The following is an 18079-nucleotide window of genomic DNA, read 5'->3' as shown; positions in this document are numbered from 1 at the left end:
TAAATTCTGGTCGTATTCTTCATTCCTTATTCAATTATACAGAGGAAAATCCCTTGTTGCCCACTTTGCCGGAAGCTGCTAGGAAATCTCCGTTTCAAAGAAGGTAAACCCGAAAACCTAGGGAATAAGTGTAGCATAAATAGTTGAGAGGTGGCGGTTGTTGATGACACTTATTACGGACGAATGGATGACAAATGCAGATATTGTCACACTTCAACTTGCGATGGAACGGAGAGAAATCAACTCTGTAGATTTGGTTGTTTACTATACGGAGCGAATTAATACCTATAACTGCAAAATTAATGCGGTGCTGGAGCTGAATCCAGATGCAATAGAGATCGCGGAAATGTTAGATCGAGAACGTGCAGCAGGTGGGAGTCGGGGGCCTCTTCATGGCATTCCGATTTTGCTCAAAGACAATATTCAGACGGCTGACCGGATGCACACAAGTGCTGGGTCGATTTGTTTGGCGGAGCATGTGGCGACAGAAGATGCATATATCGCTGCCAAGCTGCGTGAAGCCGGTGCAGTGCTGCTGGGCAAAGTAAATATGACAGAGTGGGCCAATTTCATGGCGGTGGCGATGCCATCTGGTTATAGCTCAAGAGGCGGACAGGTGGCCAATCCGTATGGGCCTGGCATTTTCGAAGTTGGAGGATCCAGTTCGGGGTCTGGTGCGGCGGTTGCGGCGCATTTTGCAGTGGGAGCGATCGGTACGGAAACGTCTGGATCTATCGTCAATCCAGCGGGGCATAACAGTCTTGTCGGCTTGAAGCCAACGGTTGGCCTGTTAAGTCGCTCGGGCATTATTCCGCTTGCCAGTAGCCAGGATACACCTGGGCCAATGACGAGAACTGTGAGGGATGCGGCTGTGCTGCTTGGCGTTATGACAGGTGTTGACGCTTCGGATGCACATAGTATAGCTAGCGACGGTCAGGGCCACCGGGATTATACCCCCTATCTCGATCACCGAGGGCTTCAGCAGGCCAGAATAGGGATCCCACGCTGGTATTATCAGCAGTTGGATGAGGAAGAACGGCAGCTTGCCGAGCGAGCTATTCAAGTTTTGCGCGACGAAGGTGCGATTGTCATTGATGATGTGGTGCTTCCTTGCCAAGATGCTGTCTGGAACTACGACGTACTGCTCTACGAATTCAAAAGAGATCTCAACGCCTATCTGGCCAAGCTAGATCCGTCCCAGACACCTGTGCATTCCTTAGAAGAGGTTATTGCGTTCAATGAAAGGCATGCCGATCAGGCGCTGGTCTATGGGCAGGATACGCTGATTTGGTCAGAGGATGCGAACGGAACGCTTACCGAAGAGACATATTTGACGAGTCTACATAGATATCAGGAGCTCACACGAGCACAAGGGATCGATCATGCCCTTCACACGTATCAACTCGATGCGTTGTTTTTTCCCAAAGATGAAGGCGAGGATATTGCCGCCAGGGCAGGCTATCCACTGCTGATTGTACCCGCTGGTTACACAAGCAAAGGGTCAATGGGTGTCATGTTTGCAGCAGGAGCCTATAGTGAGTCGACGCTGATTAAGCTTGCGTATGCGTTCGAACAGGCGACGCTTTATCGCAAACCGCCTATTTTGTAGTTAGAATCTGCATACCTCATTGGAAAATTTGGAATAATAAACCGGAATTAATTCCATGATGGGAAGTGCGAACAATGTCTCGGTTTAGAAAAGGTTTTATAATCCCACTGCGTGCAGCAACGATGGGTATGCTCTTGAGCTGCGCTTTAAGCTTTGGTGGAACGGCAGAGGCCTTCACGCAAGAGGTGCCTCCACCCCCCTCACAACTAGCGCCTCCACAGAGTGGACAAGGTCAGCTTATCCAGACGCGTGAGATTGATGTCACCGGCGATGGCAAATTAGATACGGTCTCCCTTGTCGGTCTGAAATCAGACCTGAACAGCCCCTATTATGACAAGCTGTTTATCTCCGTCACTGGACAAGGCCAGGCGCAGGTCGTGATTCCGCTGGAAGGCGGATATAATCCGAAGATGGATTATTGTGATTTTATCCATGACAAGCTGCCTCAGATTTATGTGACCTCCGATACCGGCGGCAGTGGCGGGTTTACCTCGAATTACATCTATTCGCTCAAAAATAACGTACCCACTGCGATCCCGATGCCGGAACCGCTGCATGTCAAAGCAACCTTTAAGAATAATTATAAGGTGAAAATGAAAATCGAAGAGACCGGCAAATCCTTCACCCTCGATATTGCGGATCGCAAGGAGGCATATGAGCAATTTGGCATTTACAACCAAGGGAAGATTGTGAAGCCAATCATTGTTAATGTGGATGCATACAGCCTGTTGAAGCCTGTCGATGTGGACCGAGATGGTTTCTGTGAGTTGAAAGGCGTTCAACGCATCACAGGTATCGCGAATGCGGACACACTAGGCTATGTTACTTCGGTGTGGAAATGGCACAAAGGCCAATGGAAGCTGAAGGAAGCGGCTGTTAAGCAAACCTTGACGACCAGCATGGTGCGTGTACCGAGTCTTGAAGACGAGGATTAGATGCGACAAAGACCGCTCTTACACGGAAATATTTCCATGTAGGGGCGGTCTTTCATTCATGTGGGCTTATGCCCAGTTCCCATTGCGGAATATGGGCTCACGCGTGCCGTCTGCCAAAATTCCGTCAATCGCCATATCCTTGGAACCAATCATGAAATCCACGTGGATTAAGCTTTTGTTATAGCCATTTGCCTCAAGCTCCTCGGCACTCATCGTCGTTCCACCCTCAATCGTGAACGGGTAGGAATTGCCGAGCGCGACGTGACAGGAAGCATTCTCATCGAAAAGTGTGTTGTAGTAGATGAGGCCTGATTGTGAGATAGGCGAGTCATAGGGCACGAGTGCCACTTCACCCAAATAACGAGCGCCTTCATCCATATTCAGCATGTTGTTCAACACTTCTTGCCCCACTTCTGCGGTTGCCTCGACGACGCGGCCATCCTTGAAGGTTAGGGAGAAGCCATCAATCAATGAGCCTTGGTAGCTCAGCGGCAGCGTGCTGCGCACTGTACCGTTCGTGCCGTTACGGGCTGGCATCGTAAACACTTCCTCCGTCGGAATGTTCGGTACGAAGAAAATGCCGCTCTCGGTCTCACTGCCTGCAGCCACCCATTGATGCTTAGGTGCTAGTTCTATGTATAAGTCGGTTCCTGGTGATTGGAAATGAAGCTGCTTATACTTCTGGTTGTTCAGCATATTCTGTTTCGCGGTCAATGTAGCAATATGCTCTTTCCATGCCGCAACAGGATCTGCTTTGTCTACACGTGTCAGCTTGAAAATCTGCTCCCATAGCTGTGTAATCCGCTCGGATTCGCTCAAATTCGGGAATACCTTCGCTGACCATTCTGCCGTTGGATAAGAGACCATCAACCAGTTGACCTTGTTGTTGCGCATATAGGAAAGGAAGCCTGCGCGTGCAGTTGCTGCTGCTTTACCGGACATCGCGACACGTTCAGGAGCGACTTCCTTGAACAAGTCCGAGTTAGGCGCATAAATGGACAGGAATGCAGCGCCCTCCTTCGCCATTTCCTCCATGCCAGTTGCCCGCCACATAGGGTAAGTCTTCAAGGTGTCTTCGGAAGCGTTCTTGAGGCGGAGCGCCTTCACTTCATCGTCATCCCAATCCACTACAACGTCCTTAGCGCCTGCTTCATAGGCTTTCTTTGCCAGCTTACGAACGAAATCCGCACAAGCAATCGGTGTCGTGATGACAACGGTTTGATCCTTTTGTACATTTAATCCGACGCGTATCGCAAGCTCTGCATATTGATCTAAGTAATGCTCGAATGATTCCATCTCTTTGTCTCCTTTATATTTGAGTACCATTAATGTATGATAGAAAATAAAACTTTAACCCGTGGGAGAAAGGCTGGGCACATATGGAAACGAAAAACGCTGAAGCTAACGTAAGCGCAATATCAAATTTCATTAAGAACATTGTAAACGAAGATTTGAAATCAGGCAAAGTCAGTCAGGTCGTGACCCGATTTCCCCCGGAGCCGAACGGTTACCTTCATATAGGACATGCAAAGGCGATATGCACGAACTTTGAAATCGCGGATGATTTCAATGGACTAACGAACCTTCGATTTGATGATACGAATCCGGTCAAGGAAGATGTTGAATATGTGGAGTCCATTAAAGAAGACGTAGCATGGCTAGGCTTTAAATGGGACGGGCTTTTCTTTGCTTCTGACTATTTTGAAGAAATGTATAGCCGAGCATTAGTTTTGATTCGCAAAGGGCTGGCTTATGTAGACGACCAATCTGCGGATGAAATCCGTGAAACGCGTGGAACACTGACGCAAGGAGGAACAAACAGTCCGTATCGTGAACGCACGATAGAGGAGAATTTGTCCCTATTTGAGCGTATGCGTGCTGGTGAGTTCAAAGACGGCGAGCGTGTGCTGCGTGCCAAAATTGATATGTCTGCGCCGAATATTAATCTGAGAGACCCGGTCATCTACCGTATTCTTCACGCACATCACCATAACACAGGAGATGCGTGGTGCATCTATCCGATGTACACGTACGCTCACCCACTGGAAGATGCGATTGAAGGTGTCACGCACTCGCTTTGTTCAAGTGAGTTCGAGGATCAACGTCCGTTCTACGACTGGGTGATTCGTGAATGTGAGATGCCGAATGTGCCGAGACAATATGAATTCGCTCGTATTTCTCTAATGAATACCGTTACAAGCAAAAGAAAGCTGAAACAACTCGTCGACGAGAAAGCTGTTGACGGTTGGGACGATCCACGAATGCCGACTATATCAGGTCTGCGCCGTAGAGGCCTGACGCCAGAGTCGATTCGCAATTTTGTTCGTGAGCTTGGCGTATCCAAAGGCGGCGGTGGCAGTGTTGTTGACACTCGCATGCTGGATCACTTCATCCGCGAGGATTTGAAGCTGAAGGCGATGCGCACGATGGGCGTGCTGAATCCGCTCAAAGTCGTCATCACCAACTATCCCGAGGATGGCGTGGAAATGCTGGAAGCAGAGAATAACTCCGAGAACCCGGAAATGGGMAATCGCATGATTCCATTCTCCCGCGAGATCTACATCGAGCAAGATGACTTCATGGAAAATCCGCCGGCCAAATATTTCCGGTTATTTCCCGGCAACGAAGTGCGTTTGAAAAACGCCTACTTCATCAAATGCAACGACTTCATCAAGGATGCCGATGGCAACGTGGTTGAGCTGCATTGCACCTATGATGTTGAGACCAAGAGCGGCAGCGGCTTCACCGGCCGTAAAGTCAAAGGCACGATCCACTGGGTGGACGCGAAAAGCGCTGTACCAGCGGAATTCCGCCTGTACGAGCCACTGATCTTGGATGACGAGGAAGACGAAGAAGAGAAATCCTTCATGGATAAAGTGAACCCGAATTCCTTGCAAATCGTGCAAGGTTTCGTCGAAGACAACATGAAGAACGTGAGCCCACAGGATAAATTCCAGTTCTTCCGCCACGGCTACTTCAACGTGGATCCGAAGTACACAACACCTGATCATCMCGTGTTCAACTTGATCGTTTCGTTGAAAAGCTCGTTCGTGGTGTAACGAACGGATAAATAGTTAGAACAGCCCCCCAAGCGGATGCTTGGGGGTTTTTGGTTTAAGCTCGGCAAAAAGGGGAGCTATGCTATGGGCCCTAGATAACCAGCAAAAGTGCAAAAGTGCAACTTTTATGGGGCTTTTTGTGCGAAAAAGGTAGGAAAAATGCAAATAGGCAGTTATTTGGAGGAGAATCTCCGAAATCGCTGCGATTATGGAGAAAAGGTTGTATTTTCGCAAGTATTTACTACTAGCTAGGAGATTGGCGGGAAAAAGGGTGCCTATTAGCAGTTTTCAGGTTGGCTGAAGAACTAGGACAAGAGATTAAGATATTTGAGGATCTTCGGGAAAGACATTTTTCTGGAGAAGATGATCCAATTCCTGAAGATAAGTTCATGTCTGAGATGAAACGGATGTTTGATGATTTTGATTATGCCTATCCAGGTGGAGAGTCTAACAGAGCCTGCCAGCAAAGAGCGGTGGTCGTATTGAGAAATATCCTAGAAGAAAATAAAGGGAAGAAGATAGCCATTGGCACTCATGGTAACGTTATGACATTGATGATGAATCATTTTGATGCCACATATGGATTCGATTTCTTGAATCAAACCGTGAAACCTGATATTTATAAAATGCAATTTAATGACCTCGTACTAGAGGAAGTGACAAGACTCTGGGAACACCGTGAATAAAATGAACGACATATAACGATAAAACAGAGCAATCGCAGCCGAAGGAAGCTGAAGGATTGTTCTATTTGTATGTGCTAAAAAAGAAATTTTTTCATCACAATTATCCAGTAAAATAAAAGGATAATGGTTTCAATTAGGGAGCGTGACCACACGTGACATTAGTATTAGTCGTAGACGATGATCTGAATATATGTAAAATCACGAAGCTATACCTGGAGAAGAATGGCTTCGAGGTAGCAACGGCGAACGATGGCGAGCAGGCACTCGCTCGGTTCAAGGAGCTGCAGCCCGACTTCATCGTGCTGGATATTATGCTGCCGAAACGCGACGGGTGGTCGGTCTGTCAGATGGTCCGTGCACAAAGCGATGTGCCGATTCTGATGCTAACGGCGCGAGGCCACGTGGATGAGCGCGTGGAGGGCTTGCGGATGGGAGCCGACGACTATCTAGTGAAACCTTTTGACCCGAATGAACTGGTCGCACGGGTAACGACAATCCTTCGTCGGACGGGGCTCCGCACCCAAGTTGCGCCTGCGTCAAACGTGTATGAGGTAGGCAGCTTACGTATTGATAGCCTAGGTCATGAGGTAACCGTTGATGGGCAGGTTGTGGCACTGCCGAAGAAAGAGTACGAGCTGCTGCTGTTTTTCGTACGGAATCCGAACCAAGTGTTCACGCGCGAGGATCTGATCGCTAAAATCTGGGGGTGGGATTTCGAAGGTGAGGACCGGGTGGTCGATTTATATATCAAACGATTAAGACAGAAGCTCACAGCAGGGAAAGAGGATTGGAGTATTCGCACGGTGTGGGGTGTGGGTTATAAGTTTGAGGGACCTGGCGTATGTTGAGTTCCTTTTATCGCAAGCTATTATTTATATATATAGCCATTACGGTGGTGTCGATTCTAGCGATTTCGGGCGCAATTGGTTACACAATGAAGCAGAAGACGTATGACCGCAGTGAGAAGCTTTTACTGGAAAAAGTAGAGCAAGTGGAGGAGCTAGCGAAGGATTTGTTCGATAATTCGACGGCTCAGAAGGATTTCCGCAAGCAAATTAATGCCATGGAGAAAACCTCCAATGTCCGCGTTTCGGTCATTCGTCATCCTCGAGCGACCTTGGATAAAATCCAAGCTGTAGGCGAAGTTCCTGCCCGGCTGGGCTGGGTGGAGAAGGTACTCTCCGGTAACCCGGTGACGGTGAAGAGTACATTCGCACAGAATAGCAATGTCAAAATGCTGATCGTCGGACGTCCAGTCCTACAGGACAGCCGAGTGGTTGGGGCGATTTTTCTGTATACGCCTATCGTGAACATTCAAGGTACGATTAATGAAATTAATCGTGCGATTTATGTATCGGCCCTCGTAGTTGCGCTGCTGGCTATTGCACTTCTTTACTTTGTGTCGCGGCACTTTGTGAAGCCGCTGCAGCAGATGAGCAAGACGGCGGAGGCACTGGCGCTTGGGGATTTTAGCGGCAGGGTGCCTGTACGCGGAAAAGATGAAATCGCCTCGTTATCGGGTTCACTCAACCGAATGGCCGGCAAGCTGCAGAAGGTCGAAGAAGGCCGCAAGCGGTTTCTCTCCGAAATTTCTCACGAGCTCAGAACCCCGCTGACGACGATTCGTGCCTCTCTGCAGGGCATCACCGATGGCGTGGTAGAGCCAGAAGATGCGAAGGAATTCATCGATATCTCCCTCCAGGAGACACTGCGATTAAGCCATTTGGTAGATGATCTGCTGGAGCTGTCTTCATTTGAGGAGAAGCAGGTGAAGTTGACGATGCAAGCCGTTGATCTGCCGGAATTAATTGGACTCGTCGTGACACAGCTGAAGATGAAGGCGAAAGGCAAGGGAATTGAGCTCAGCGCAGATAGTGAGGCCCCATATACCGTCAAGGCTGACGCGGATAGACTTAGGCAGGTATTCATCAACTTGCTGGATAATGCGATCAATCACATTCCAGAGGGCTCACAAGCTGGGATCCGCGTGAAGGCGGTCAGGCAGGAGCGTTGGATCGAGGTATGGGATGATGGGCAGGGCATCTCGCCGGAGAAGCTGCCGTATCTTTTTGATCGGTTTTACAAAGCAGACGAAAGCCGCAATCGCGCTGGCGCAGGGCTGGGTTTAACGATTTGTAAACACATTATCGAAGCGCACGGCGGTTCGATTCTTGCCGAGTCGCAGCTGGGGGCTGGGACAGTTTTCAAAATCTTTTTGCCAATTGTATAAATGTAGGTGCATGACAAACTTATGACATAACTATGGGATAAGATAGGGTTCGTAAGGTACACAGCTAATAAACGAATCGAGGAGTGATTCCACATGTTGAAGAAGAAGTTAGCAGGAATAGTGTTGGTAGGTGCGATCGTATGTTCCGTTCCGGTAGCAGCTTTCGCTGAAAATGTACAAGGAGATGCGACAGCGTCTGCGACAAGCAAGTTTCATCCGATCAAGCAACTTTTGCTAGAAAAAGCGCAAGCTTTTGGCATATCAACGGATGGAAAAACGAACAAGGAGATCAAGACAGAGCTGAAGGCGGCTGGTACGGCGAAACATACCGAGCATCTGAATGCGGCGGCAGCTAAATTGGGTATCTCCACAGATGGCAAGACAGCGGAGCAGCTTAAAACGGAGATCCAAGCCGCTGTAACGGTGAAACTTCAGGCGAAAGCAACGAAGCTTGGCGTGAGCACGGACGGGCTGACGAACAAGGAGCTCAAAGCAGCCTTGAAAGCGGCCAAAGAAGCTAAGAAAGCAGCAAAAGAAGCGAAGAAATCAGAGGCTGTGAACAAGAAGGCAGCCAAATTGGGCATCTCCACGGATGGTAAAACAACCGAGCAAGTGTACGCGGAGATTGAAAGTGCCCTGCAAGCGAAATGGGCGAAAAAAGCAGCAAAATAAACGTGGCAAATAAAGCGGCCCTGAGCTCATAACTCAAGGCCGCTTTATATTAGGAAAGGTCAAATGCCACCAAATCTCTCGCCATCGTGATTGGGCCATCATATATCTCCGCCATGCCTTCCGTGTAGGCGGCCTCCGCCTCCTCATTGGCAGCAGGTGCAGGAATGTGGTGGGTAAGAACTAGATGCGCTACGCCCGCTTCTCGGGCAATTTCGGCCACTTCCAGCGTCGTAGAATGATACTTTGCCGGATTGGACAGACCAATGGTTTGCTCAGGGAATTTGGCGATCAGCGCGTCTAGCCACGCTTTGTTATAAGATTCGTGTACTAGTAAATCCACGCCGCGACTATGTTTGATCATATTGTCAACCGGAATGGTATCCCCCGAAATGACAACCGACTTGCCGTTGTATTCGAATTTGTAGGCAATAGCAGGATCAACAGGTTTATGATCGACTTCGAAACCGGTGATTTTAACACCACCCTGATCGTAAACAACACCATCGTTGCTTTCAAAATAACGAATGTCGGCCCCTTCACCCGCGGAGAAGTTATAGTTCACTCGAAGATTTACGTCGAAGTCGAAAGACGCTCTCATTTTGCCGATAATCTCCTTCGTCGTGGTCGGTCCGTAGACATTCATTGGACCTTTCCGCCCCTCAAAAACCCGATCCGCGATCACATGTGTCCGCCAGCTCGTAATGAAGACATCGAAAAACCCGGAATTATGATCACTATGATGATGCGTAAAAAAGACATCCGAAATCCGTTGCGGCATAACTCCTGCCTTAATTAGCTGGTCAACGGTCGCACCTCCGCAATCGAATAGAAAGGCTTTATTGCCTGCGAGAATTACGACGCCTGCCTTCGCCCTGCCATAGAAGGCTCTCGGTGTGCCTGTGCCAAGAATGATGACTTTGATATGCTCATGATACTCTGGCAATAGATTTTCTTGGGGTTGTATATACAAATGAATGGCCTCCTCGGTCACATCAGGTTATTTTTCTTTCTTCGCTTCATTTAAAAGCGATAAATCCAAAAATTTGCTGAAATCCAACTCTTCCGCTTTCACTTTTAAATACCCTGCATCAAAGGAGGCTTTAGCCTGCTCGTTAATATCATCCAACGTGATGTCTTCGGTTAATTTCAAATGGTCGATAGCTGCTTTGATAAGCGCTGGCTCCATCCCTTTACCCGTTAATTGCTTCAATTCATCGCTAATGAGCTCATAGGCTTTGTTCGGATTTTGCTGAATGAAATCGATGGCTTGTTTGTTGGCTTTCACGGCTTTTTTGGCCAAATCACGGTGATCTTTCAGAAACGTATCGCTGGCTACGAGAATTGTTAATGGATAATTGCCGTCTTTGGGCGGGATCTTGTTCCAATCGACTAAAATCGTACCGGAACCCTCTTGGATCATCTGTGTGCCCCACGGCTCTGCAATTAAAGTGGCATCTACTTCTTTCTGGCGCATCGCAACTAATGTATCTGCCGGGGCACGCGTAACGATTTGTACGCCTGACGTATCAGTCGATACTTTCAATCCTTCCTGTTTGAGCAGCAAGCGAAGGGACAGATCTGGCGTGCCTCCTTTGGCAGCGACGGCTACTGTTTTACCGACAAGATCCTTCACGGAATTGATGCCTGCGTCCTTGCGTGCAACCAATACCGCGCCGCCGTTATTCGCGCCAGTAATAACTCGGATATTTTTGCTTTTCAAATATTGATTGATAACTGGACCCGGACCCACGTAGCCAATATCAATTTGGTCCGTAGCAATGGCTGTTGCGAAATCTGCTCCATTGTCAAAGGCAGTGACGTCAATCTTGGCATTTTTACCAAAAGCGTCCTGGAAATAGTTGTTTTGCAGGGCAACAAATCCCGGAGCATGGGTGACATTTTTCAAAATACCAATTTTCACAGTCGTATTGACAGCGCTTGAAGCGGTTTCTTTACTCTGATCGCAGGCCGACAAAACCAAGGATACGACTAAGACCAAACTCATGATCCAACCTATTTTTTTCACACTAATTCCCCCTTATTTGGTTCTAGCAAACGCCATTTATTTCTTAAGCTGAAAACGAAGCACGATCCGATCCTCTAGTTGTTTAAAACAGAAATGATCCGAAATGGTACCGATCACAGCGATGATGATGACGACGCAGAGGATCGTTGCCGTGTCGCCAAGTCCGCGTCCGTCCTGCAGCATTTGCCCAAGTCCCACACCTTTGGCAATCAGTTCGCCAGCTACAAGCGCCCGCCAAGCGAAGGCCCAAGCGACTCGAATCCCAGTTATCCAATGGGGAAATGCCGCCGGCAGCTGCACTTGAAAGAACAAGCGGTATCCGCTGCCTGTTCCCAGCATTTGCGCAGCTCGCAGATGAATCGGCGAAATATTCATGATCCCTGTGCGGCTGGCCATCGACATCGTCCATGTGGCGCCAATGGTGGTAATGAAAATGACCGCCGTGTCATTCAAGCCAAACCAGATAATCGCGAAGGGCAGCCATGCTATACTCGGGACGGTCTGGAGGGCAACAACGACAAAGCCGAAGGTCTCGTCAAAATAGCGATAGCGAGCAAATAAATAACCTAGTAGCGTCCCGATCCCAATGGAAATGGCAAATGAGATGATTAAACGACGGAGACTAGCCCCAATGGCACTTAAGAGGTGCCCGTGAACAAACCCATCATAGAAGGCCTGGAAGGTTTGCAGCGGTGAAGGAAACTTCCATCCCCACTGGAAAATTCTAAATCCCAACTCCCATATGATCAGCAGCAGAATTAGAAATAGTGTTCTTCTTAAGGCTGTATGCATGGCCAAGCTCCTCTCTGACTACCTTCTCGAGCTCATCAGTAAGAGCTTCCATAATTCTACTCTCCAAAGCATGAATGAGCGGATCGCTGCTTTGATGAGGCCTTGCTGCCTGCACGGTGAATTCTTTCTTAACCCGGCCAGGCTGCGTCGCCATCACGACAACACGATCGGATAACATGACGGCTTCACGAATGTTATGCGTAATGAACAAGATGGTTTTACCGGTTTTCAGCCAAATCTCTTCCAAATCCTTCAGTAAGATGAAGCGCGTTTGCTCATCCAAGGCCGCAAAGGGTTCATCCATTAATAGGATCTCAGGATCCATAACGAGCGCTCTGGCAATCGCTACTCTTTGTTTCATCCCGCCAGACAGCTCATGCGGATACCGATCGATGAACTTGCTCAAGTGCACGGCTTTAATTTGTTCAGAAGCAAGTGCATAGCGATCTTTCTTGGATAGCCCTTTTTGCTTCAAACCGAAGGCCACATTATCCAGCACGGTAAGCCAAGGGAACAAGCCGTGTTCTTGGAAAACAACAATCCGATCGGCCCCTGGCGCAGTAACCTTTTGCCCATTGACGGTAATCGCTCCACTACTTACTTGTTCGAATCCGGCGATCAGATTCAATAGCGTGGACTTCCCGCAGCCAGAAGGTCCTACCACGGAGACGAATTCTCCCTTTTTAATCGTGAGAGAAACTTGATCTAATGCCGTATAGGCATTGCCTTTATGCTGTGAAAAAGATTTATTCACATTGTTTATTGAAATCATAGGTTTGGCCTCCAGGCTGATGTTCGTCTATATATCTGTGAAGAAACGGTTCGGATGATAAACGACGATCTTCTTTTTGGCATAATCGATGAGTCCTTTATCGCGCCATTTGTTCAATGTTTCCGTAACGGTTTGTCTGCTGCAGCCAATGACATAGGAAATTTCTTCATGACTGAGCGGCACCTGAACTTCAAGCTTCTCCTCTGTCGGCTTGCCCAGCTGCAGGAGGAACCAAGCGAGCCTCCACGCGACGGGGCGGGAGATTAAGGTTTCGACCATTCGCTGTGTTTGCAGGAGTCTGCGAGCACCTAGCACGGCAACGGAGTAGGAAAACTCCGCATTCTCCTTGGCCAATTCGAGAAATTTCCGGCTGTCTAGTGTAACGATGTGGCTGTCCACTAGGCACTTGGCGTAGCGCTTCCGAGCGATGTTCGTCAACACTTCCGCATTGCCGAAAACCTCTCCCTCGTAGCGAAGAAATAAGGTAATCCCTTGCCCCTCCTCGGAAGATTGGGAAATCTTAATTAATCCTGAAGCCACATAATAGGCACCGCTGGGCAAGTCATTTTCCTGAAAAACAAACTCGTTTTTTCGGTAAGTATGACTAATACCATGTTTGCGAAAAGCCTCAATCATGACTTCCTTTGTAGGGTCTTTGTCCTGAAGGTCAGCAAGCTCATGTAATTGGTCCATAATAGGATCATTCTCCCATTCGTATTTCTTAAAAGCGTGCACTTCATTTAATACCTAGTATTCCAATCTGTTATATGTATATTATCACATGATATCACGTTAGAATGTCGGATTCCCGACAAAATGAAAAAAACGTGAGTTCAAAGAGTTAGACGCTTTAGGATTCATTCATCTAGCGTCATTTTTCTTGATATACTAAATGAAAGTCTGGAAATTGTTGGGCCGATGCCTGTCAGGAGGTCATCATGCTTTTCTTCTCAAAATTTCTATTACGTCTCATTCGTTGGAATAATCTCTTTGTTTTTGGCGTGGCCGTTGTGTTCATTGGAGGAAGTTCGCTCTTAGCCTACGAGCTAGAGCCGAGCACCTTTGAGACCCGATTTAACGGCTTGTGGTGGGTGATGACGACAGTTACAACAGTGGGTTATGGTGACTTCTATCCACATACGGTTGCAGGCAAATGCCTAGGGATCGTCGTCTATATCTTCGGTATTGGGCTTATTTCCATCACAATTAGCAAAGTCGTGGATGCCTTATTTGTGTATCAGCGGATGAAGGAGGAAGGGAAATTGAAATTTGCAGGGGAGAATCATTTTGTCATCATTGATTGGAGTCAGCATGCAGAGAATGCGATTAATGAGATTCTGAACTCAGATCCTCTCGTGGAGATTGTCCTTATAGATACACTGGAAAAATCGCCAGTTCAGCATGATCGCGTACATTATGTGCTGGGCAACCCGCAGCTCGTGACGACACTCGACATGGCGAATACGTCGAAGGCAAGAGCGGTCTTCATCTTTGCGGATGAGGTGACGCAGTTCCAGAACACGATTCGAGATCCCGCCTTCGTCGATGGCAAAACATTACTGGTCGCGACGACCGTCGAGCGCAATTATAACCATGTATACACGATTGTGGAGATTCGCGATAAGAACAACTTGCCTAACTTCCAGCATATTCGCATCGACGAATTCATCTTTGGCAGTGAGACGATTTCGCAGCTTGCGGTACGCTCGGCGTTTAGCCCAGGCACCTCGAAGATTCTTACCCAGCTGCTAACGCGGACGCCGCAGGGTGAGGATCTCTATGAAATTCCTACACAAGCGAAGTKGGTAACTTTTCATGATGCTTTTCAGGACTTGCTGCAAAAGGGTGCAACACTGATCTCAGATGGCGAGCATCTGAATATCAATAAAAGGCTTCATGAAGAGATTCCGCAGGGGGCTAAGCTGTTCGTGATTTGTGATAAGGAAACGTACGGACGGTTGACGCGGAAATAGAAGAAGAGCCAGGAGGGAGTTGGTCCTCTTGGCTCTTTTTGACTTACAGTTTCATATTGCGTGATGGTCAAGTACGAAATAGCGGGAGAATGTACAGGTAATTACATAGAAACCCTTGATTTTATGGAGTTAACTGTAAAATATACATTTAATTTCAAGTATTTGCTGCAAAAACGACAGGAACTTAAAAATTAGCTTCATGTTTTCCAGTTAATCTTCAGAATCCAGCTAGAATCGGATAAATAACTGGAGTTTTTCCAGTTAATGAGAATGTGTGGCCGGATAGCCATCTGTAAACTATGTAAAACAGGCCTAATAGGCTCGGGAGGCAGTCCTCAGGTTTCCTCATCGTGGTTGTGAAGGGCATACCCCCATATCGCAGTATAAGCCCTCTCACTTCACCTTCAAGACCGCAACCAACCGGCTCAACGTCGTCCCTTGAACGAGCAATGAGAAGACCACATTGCTGAACGTCATCGCGAGCAGCAGGTCGCGACCCTCGAACGCAGGCGACACGCCTAGCAGGAGTGCAATGGACAGCGAGCCCTTCAGCCCGCCCCAAGCGATGATGGGCTTCCAAGCCGAAGGCATATCGCGATCCATGGCAAGACTTACATACACGGCGATGAATCTGGCGAGGAGGACGATGACGATACTGCCGCCGATCTCTTGCCATTTGTCCGTGAAGTTGATGTTCGATATTTCCAAGCCCACCATAAGGAAAATAAGGGCATTGCCAATGAAGGCGATGACTTCCCAGAAGGAGTCCATTTTCTCCAGCGTGGTATCGGACATGCCGATGTTCTTCCCATAAGTCCCGAGCAATAGTCCAGCGAAGACGACCGAAATTACGCCAGATAGATGAAACATCTCAGCGATCTCGAATACGCCATAGAACAAGACGATGGAAAGACCAATTTCGACGAGATAGTTATCGATCCGCGAGGTGATTCGGGAAGCTAGGAAGCCGCCAATGATTCCGATTGCCATGCCGCCGATGACCACTTTAGCAAACTCTAATGTGCCGTCAAGGAGACTGGACATGCTGAGCATCGTGGTGACTAGCGCAATTTTGAACAGGACGACAGCGACACCGTCGTTGGCCAAGCTTTCACCCTCGACGATGGTAGATAACTTCGAGTTCAGTCCTAGCGACTTGAAGATACTTAGCACGGAAACGGGATCGGTAGCCGCCATCAAGGCGCCGAATACGAGTGCTTTTTGCAGGGAGAGACCTAAGAAAACAGAACAGAGCACCGCTACAAGAACAAAGGTGATCAACGTGCCGAGTAAGGAGAGCAGCAGGATAGGTCGCTTGTTTTCCTTCACCTCATGGAAGTGCAGCTTGATTGCGGCATCCCCAATGAGGGCGGATAAGAAGATCAGGATAACCGTAGTTTGAAACACATGGTCGGAAGCAATGTAATCTTTCAACTCATCCATAGCGGGAATGGGGAGAAGTCCAAGGAGTAAACCAGCTATGACGAGCAGTGTAGGGTAGGGTTGCTTCGTTTTATCAGCCAAATAGGCAATGGCTACCGCAATGGCAAGCAGGACTAGCCAGTAGTGAATCATCTCAGTTCCTCTCCTTTTCACCCAAGTGTTCCAATTGTGTAAACAATGTTACCAACTTCGCTACAGCCAAGTGACACTAGTCAAAATGCGATGCTTCATAAGAGATAGAATAAAGGCCTCATAGTAATCCTTGCGGACAATGAATTGATACTTATGATCGTGGAAAGCGTAGAACAAGACATCGGTCATAACGTGATTATGGTCAAAATCGTGCTGAACGTCTTTCACCCTCTGATCCATAGTGGCATCCCCGAGAACATGAATACGAAATTCAATATCTTGGTTGTTGGCTGTTTCACTGAGTTCGATAGCTTTTTCGTCAAACGTGTACGTTAACATGGCACTTACCTCCTCTTTCTCACATCAAATACCTGAAATAAATATAGAAGCTGGACAGAACGATCGAGATGATCATCAGCGGGAAGCCATATTTCAAATATTTCACAAAGGTGATCGGATAGCCTTCTTTTCCGGCTAGGCCAGCTACGATCAAGTTTGCGCTCGCCCCGATTAACGTACCATTGCCGCCCAAACAAGCGCCCAAAGCCAGACTCCACCACAGCGGCTCTAGATTGCTCACGCCCATATTACCCATTTCCTGAATCAATGGAATCATGGTGGCAACGAACGGGATGTTGTCGAGGAAAGCCGATGCAATCGCGCTCAGCCAAAGAATCAGCATTGAGGTTGCGAATTCATTACCGCCCGTTAATTCAATCGCGTGCGCAGCTAACTGCGTAATCACGCCTGTTTCTACAAGTCCGGACACGAGCACGAAAAGACCAACAAAGAAGAAGATCGTAGGCCACTCGATACTGGCAAAAGCAGGCTCCAGCATGTGCTCGCCAGTCAGGAGAAGCAGCAGAAACGCGCCGCTCAGTGCTACCGTAGCCGATTCTAGATGTAGGCTCTGATGCAGGAAGAAGCCTAGAATGGTAAGGGCCAGAACGATGAGGCATTTCCATAGGAGCTTCCGATCCGTCAGCATGGCCTTCTCATCCATCGCCATAATGCTTTGTTGCAGCTCGGGCGTAGACTTGATTTGTTTGCCGAACAGTAGAAGGAACAAAGGAATATATGCCAGCAGGATAATGATGACGATCGGTGTTAAATTGGAGATAAACGCCATGAACGTGAGCTCACTCACCGCGCTTCCGATCATAATATTAGGCGGATCACCGATCAACGTTGCAGTTCCTCCGACGTTGGAAGCAATGATTTGTGTAAAAAGAAACGGGAACGGATTTACCCGAAGCTGCCTCGTGATACTCAGGGTGACAGGGACCATCAGAAGGACCGTAGTCACATTGTCTAGAAAGGCCGAGCATACCGCTGTGATGATCACAAGCGCGATCAATATCCTTCGCGGCTGTCCCTTGGCGAGCTTCGCTGCCTTCACCGCGACATATTTGAAAAGCCCCGTCTCCGCCGTAATGCCTACGATAATCATCATCCCGATGAGTAGGCCCAGCGTGTTGAAGTCGATGTGATGCAGAGCTGTCTCTTGGCTGACGGTGCCAAAAACAACCATCAGCACGGCGCCGATCATCGCGATAATGGTGCGGTGGATTCTCTCGGAAATGATAATCGCATAAATAAGTAAGAAGATGCCGATCGCCCAGTAAGCTTGTAATTCCACTAAATCTGCCTCCATTTAACTTTATTTCAGGATTTCCAGTATTGTCCTGAATTATGTACGAGGAAGGACCACAGTTCCCTGAAAAAGATAAAAAGAGCCCGCTTTTGGCAG

17 protein-coding genes are annotated in these 18079 nt (G+C 48.1%); 8 read left to right on the top strand and 9 right to left on the bottom strand.

Translation table 11 applies throughout. The features are described 5' to 3' along the window. Positions 1-163: 163 nt before the first annotated feature. Both AB4114_RS18155 and AB4114_RS18150 read left to right on the top strand, forming a co-directional pair. The gene (locus AB4114_RS18155) at positions 164-1609 is read left to right on the top strand and encodes an amidase family protein (RefSeq protein WP_441989733.1); all 1446 of its coding nucleotides are present in this window, start codon (positions 164-166) and stop codon (positions 1607-1609) included. A 74-nt stretch (positions 1610-1683) separates the two neighbouring features. After that, positions 1684-2544, top strand: coding sequence for a hypothetical protein (locus tag AB4114_RS18150; protein WP_441989732.1), 861 nt, complete (start codon positions 1684-1686; stop codon positions 2542-2544). A 66-nt stretch (positions 2545-2610) separates the two neighbouring features. On the opposite strand, the gene AB4114_RS18145 is transcribed toward AB4114_RS18150, so the two are convergent. Then, positions 2611-3840, bottom strand: a complete 1230-nt coding sequence (locus AB4114_RS18145) for an aminopeptidase (RefSeq protein ID WP_441989731.1) — start codon at positions 3838-3840, stop codon at positions 2611-2613. 83 nt (positions 3841-3923) lie between these two features. Between AB4114_RS18145 and AB4114_RS18140 the strand changes: the two genes are divergently transcribed. The 5 genes from AB4114_RS18140 (at position 3924) to AB4114_RS18120 (ending at position 9191) form a co-directional block, all read left to right on the top strand. Then, complete coding sequence (locus tag AB4114_RS18140) at positions 3924-5603, top strand: glutamine--tRNA ligase/YqeY domain fusion protein (protein WP_441989730.1); 1680 nt, start codon at positions 3924-3926, stop codon at positions 5601-5603. Positions 5604-5896: 293 nt separating this feature from the next. Then, positions 5897-6289, top strand: coding sequence for a histidine phosphatase family protein (locus AB4114_RS18135; RefSeq protein ID WP_441989729.1), 393 nt, complete (start codon positions 5897-5899; stop codon positions 6287-6289). Positions 6290-6441: 152 nt separating this feature from the next. Beyond that, positions 6442-7137, top strand: a complete 696-nt coding sequence (locus tag AB4114_RS18130) for a response regulator transcription factor (protein ID WP_441989728.1) — start codon at positions 6442-6444, stop codon at positions 7135-7137. Next, on the top strand, positions 7131-8519 hold the full coding sequence (locus AB4114_RS18125) for a sensor histidine kinase (RefSeq protein ID WP_441989727.1): 1389 nt from the start codon (positions 7131-7133) through the stop codon (positions 8517-8519). The genes AB4114_RS18130 and AB4114_RS18125 overlap by 7 nt, the downstream gene beginning before the upstream one ends. Before the next feature lie 93 nt (positions 8520-8612). Then, a complete protein-coding gene (locus AB4114_RS18120) occupies positions 8613-9191 on the top strand; it encodes a hypothetical protein (RefSeq protein ID WP_441989726.1) in 579 nt (192 codons plus the stop codon). A 49-nt stretch (positions 9192-9240) separates the two neighbouring features. On the opposite strand, the gene AB4114_RS18115 is transcribed toward AB4114_RS18120, so the two are convergent. Genes AB4114_RS18115 through AB4114_RS18095 form a run of 5 tightly spaced genes read right to left on the bottom strand, consistent with a single transcriptional unit; the run spans position 9241 to position 13474 of the window. After that, a complete protein-coding gene (locus AB4114_RS18115; protein ID WP_441989725.1) occupies positions 9241-10161 on the bottom strand; it encodes an MBL fold metallo-hydrolase in 921 nt (306 codons plus the stop codon). A gap of 27 nt (positions 10162-10188) precedes the next feature. Then, entirely contained in the window at positions 10189-11217 is a 1029-nt protein-coding gene (locus AB4114_RS18110; RefSeq protein ID WP_441989724.1) for an ABC transporter substrate-binding protein, read from the bottom strand. 36 nt (positions 11218-11253) lie between these two features. After that, the gene (locus AB4114_RS18105; protein ID WP_441989723.1) at positions 11254-12009 is read right to left on the bottom strand and encodes an ABC transporter permease; all 756 of its coding nucleotides are present in this window, start codon (positions 12007-12009) and stop codon (positions 11254-11256) included. Further along, positions 11942-12781: an ABC transporter ATP-binding protein gene (locus AB4114_RS18100; RefSeq protein WP_441989722.1), complete on the bottom strand. Its 840-nt coding sequence runs from the start codon at positions 12779-12781 to the stop codon at positions 11942-11944. The genes AB4114_RS18105 and AB4114_RS18100 overlap by 68 nt, the downstream gene beginning before the upstream one ends. Positions 12782-12808: 27 nt before the next feature. Next, on the bottom strand, positions 12809-13474 hold the full coding sequence (locus tag AB4114_RS18095; RefSeq protein WP_441989721.1) for a Crp/Fnr family transcriptional regulator: 666 nt from the start codon (positions 13472-13474) through the stop codon (positions 12809-12811). 245 nt (positions 13475-13719) lie between these two features. Between AB4114_RS18095 and AB4114_RS18090 the strand changes: the two genes are divergently transcribed. Next, positions 13720-14754, top strand: coding sequence for a potassium channel family protein (locus tag AB4114_RS18090; RefSeq protein ID WP_441989720.1), 1035 nt, complete (start codon positions 13720-13722; stop codon positions 14752-14754). A gap of 393 nt (positions 14755-15147) precedes the next feature. Here AB4114_RS18090 and AB4114_RS18085 read toward each other — a convergent pair whose 3' ends face one another. From AB4114_RS18085 to AB4114_RS18075, 3 genes are read right to left on the bottom strand one after another with little or no spacing between them, the layout of a single operon-like run. After that, positions 15148-16329, bottom strand: coding sequence for a cation:proton antiporter (locus AB4114_RS18085; protein WP_441989719.1), 1182 nt, complete (start codon positions 16327-16329; stop codon positions 15148-15150). 60 nt (positions 16330-16389) lie between these two features. Continuing rightward, a complete protein-coding gene (locus AB4114_RS18080) occupies positions 16390-16668 on the bottom strand; it encodes a hypothetical protein (protein WP_441989718.1) in 279 nt (92 codons plus the stop codon). A 19-nt stretch (positions 16669-16687) separates the two neighbouring features. After that, the gene (locus tag AB4114_RS18075; RefSeq protein ID WP_441989717.1) at positions 16688-17968 is read right to left on the bottom strand and encodes a sodium:proton antiporter; all 1281 of its coding nucleotides are present in this window, start codon (positions 17966-17968) and stop codon (positions 16688-16690) included. Positions 17969-18079: the final 111 nt, after the last annotated feature.

This window comes from Paenibacillus sp. 2RAB27 (genome assembly GCF_052115445.1).
Classification (GTDB): Bacteria; Bacillota; Bacilli; order Paenibacillales; family NBRC-103111; genus Paenibacillus_E.
Note: the sequence above shows the minus strand (reverse complement) of the source record. Positions and strands in the feature narration are given on the sequence as shown.

Bases quoted from the DNA above. Each gene is read 5' to 3' on its own strand.
- AB4114_RS18100 (WP_441989722.1), bottom strand. From the start codon at position 12,781: ATGATTTCAATAAACAATGTGAATAAATCTTTTTCACAGCATAAAGGC.
- AB4114_RS18150 (WP_441989732.1), top strand. From the start codon at position 1,684: ATGTCTCGGTTTAGAAAAGGTTTTATAATCCCACTGCGTGCAGCAACG.
- AB4114_RS18125 (WP_441989727.1), top strand. From the start codon at position 7,131: ATGTTGAGTTCCTTTTATCGCAAGCTATTATTTATATATATAGCCATT.
- AB4114_RS18105 (WP_441989723.1), bottom strand. From the start codon at position 12,009: ATGCATACAGCCTTAAGAAGAACACTATTTCTAATTCTGCTGCTGATC.
- AB4114_RS18085 (WP_441989719.1), bottom strand. From the start codon at position 16,329: ATGATTCACTACTGGCTAGTCCTGCTTGCCATTGCGGTAGCCATTGCC.
- AB4114_RS18120 (WP_441989726.1), top strand. From the start codon at position 8,613: ATGTTGAAGAAGAAGTTAGCAGGAATAGTGTTGGTAGGTGCGATCGTA.
- AB4114_RS18145 (WP_441989731.1), bottom strand. From the start codon at position 3,840: ATGGAATCATTCGAGCATTACTTAGATCAATATGCAGAGCTTGCGATA.
- AB4114_RS18155 (WP_441989733.1), top strand. From the start codon at position 164: ATGACACTTATTACGGACGAATGGATGACAAATGCAGATATTGTCACA.
- AB4114_RS18080 (WP_441989718.1), bottom strand. From the start codon at position 16,668: ATGTTAACGTACACGTTTGACGAAAAAGCTATCGAACTCAGTGAAACA.
- AB4114_RS18095 (WP_441989721.1), bottom strand. From the start codon at position 13,474: ATGGACCAATTACATGAGCTTGCTGACCTTCAGGACAAAGACCCTACA.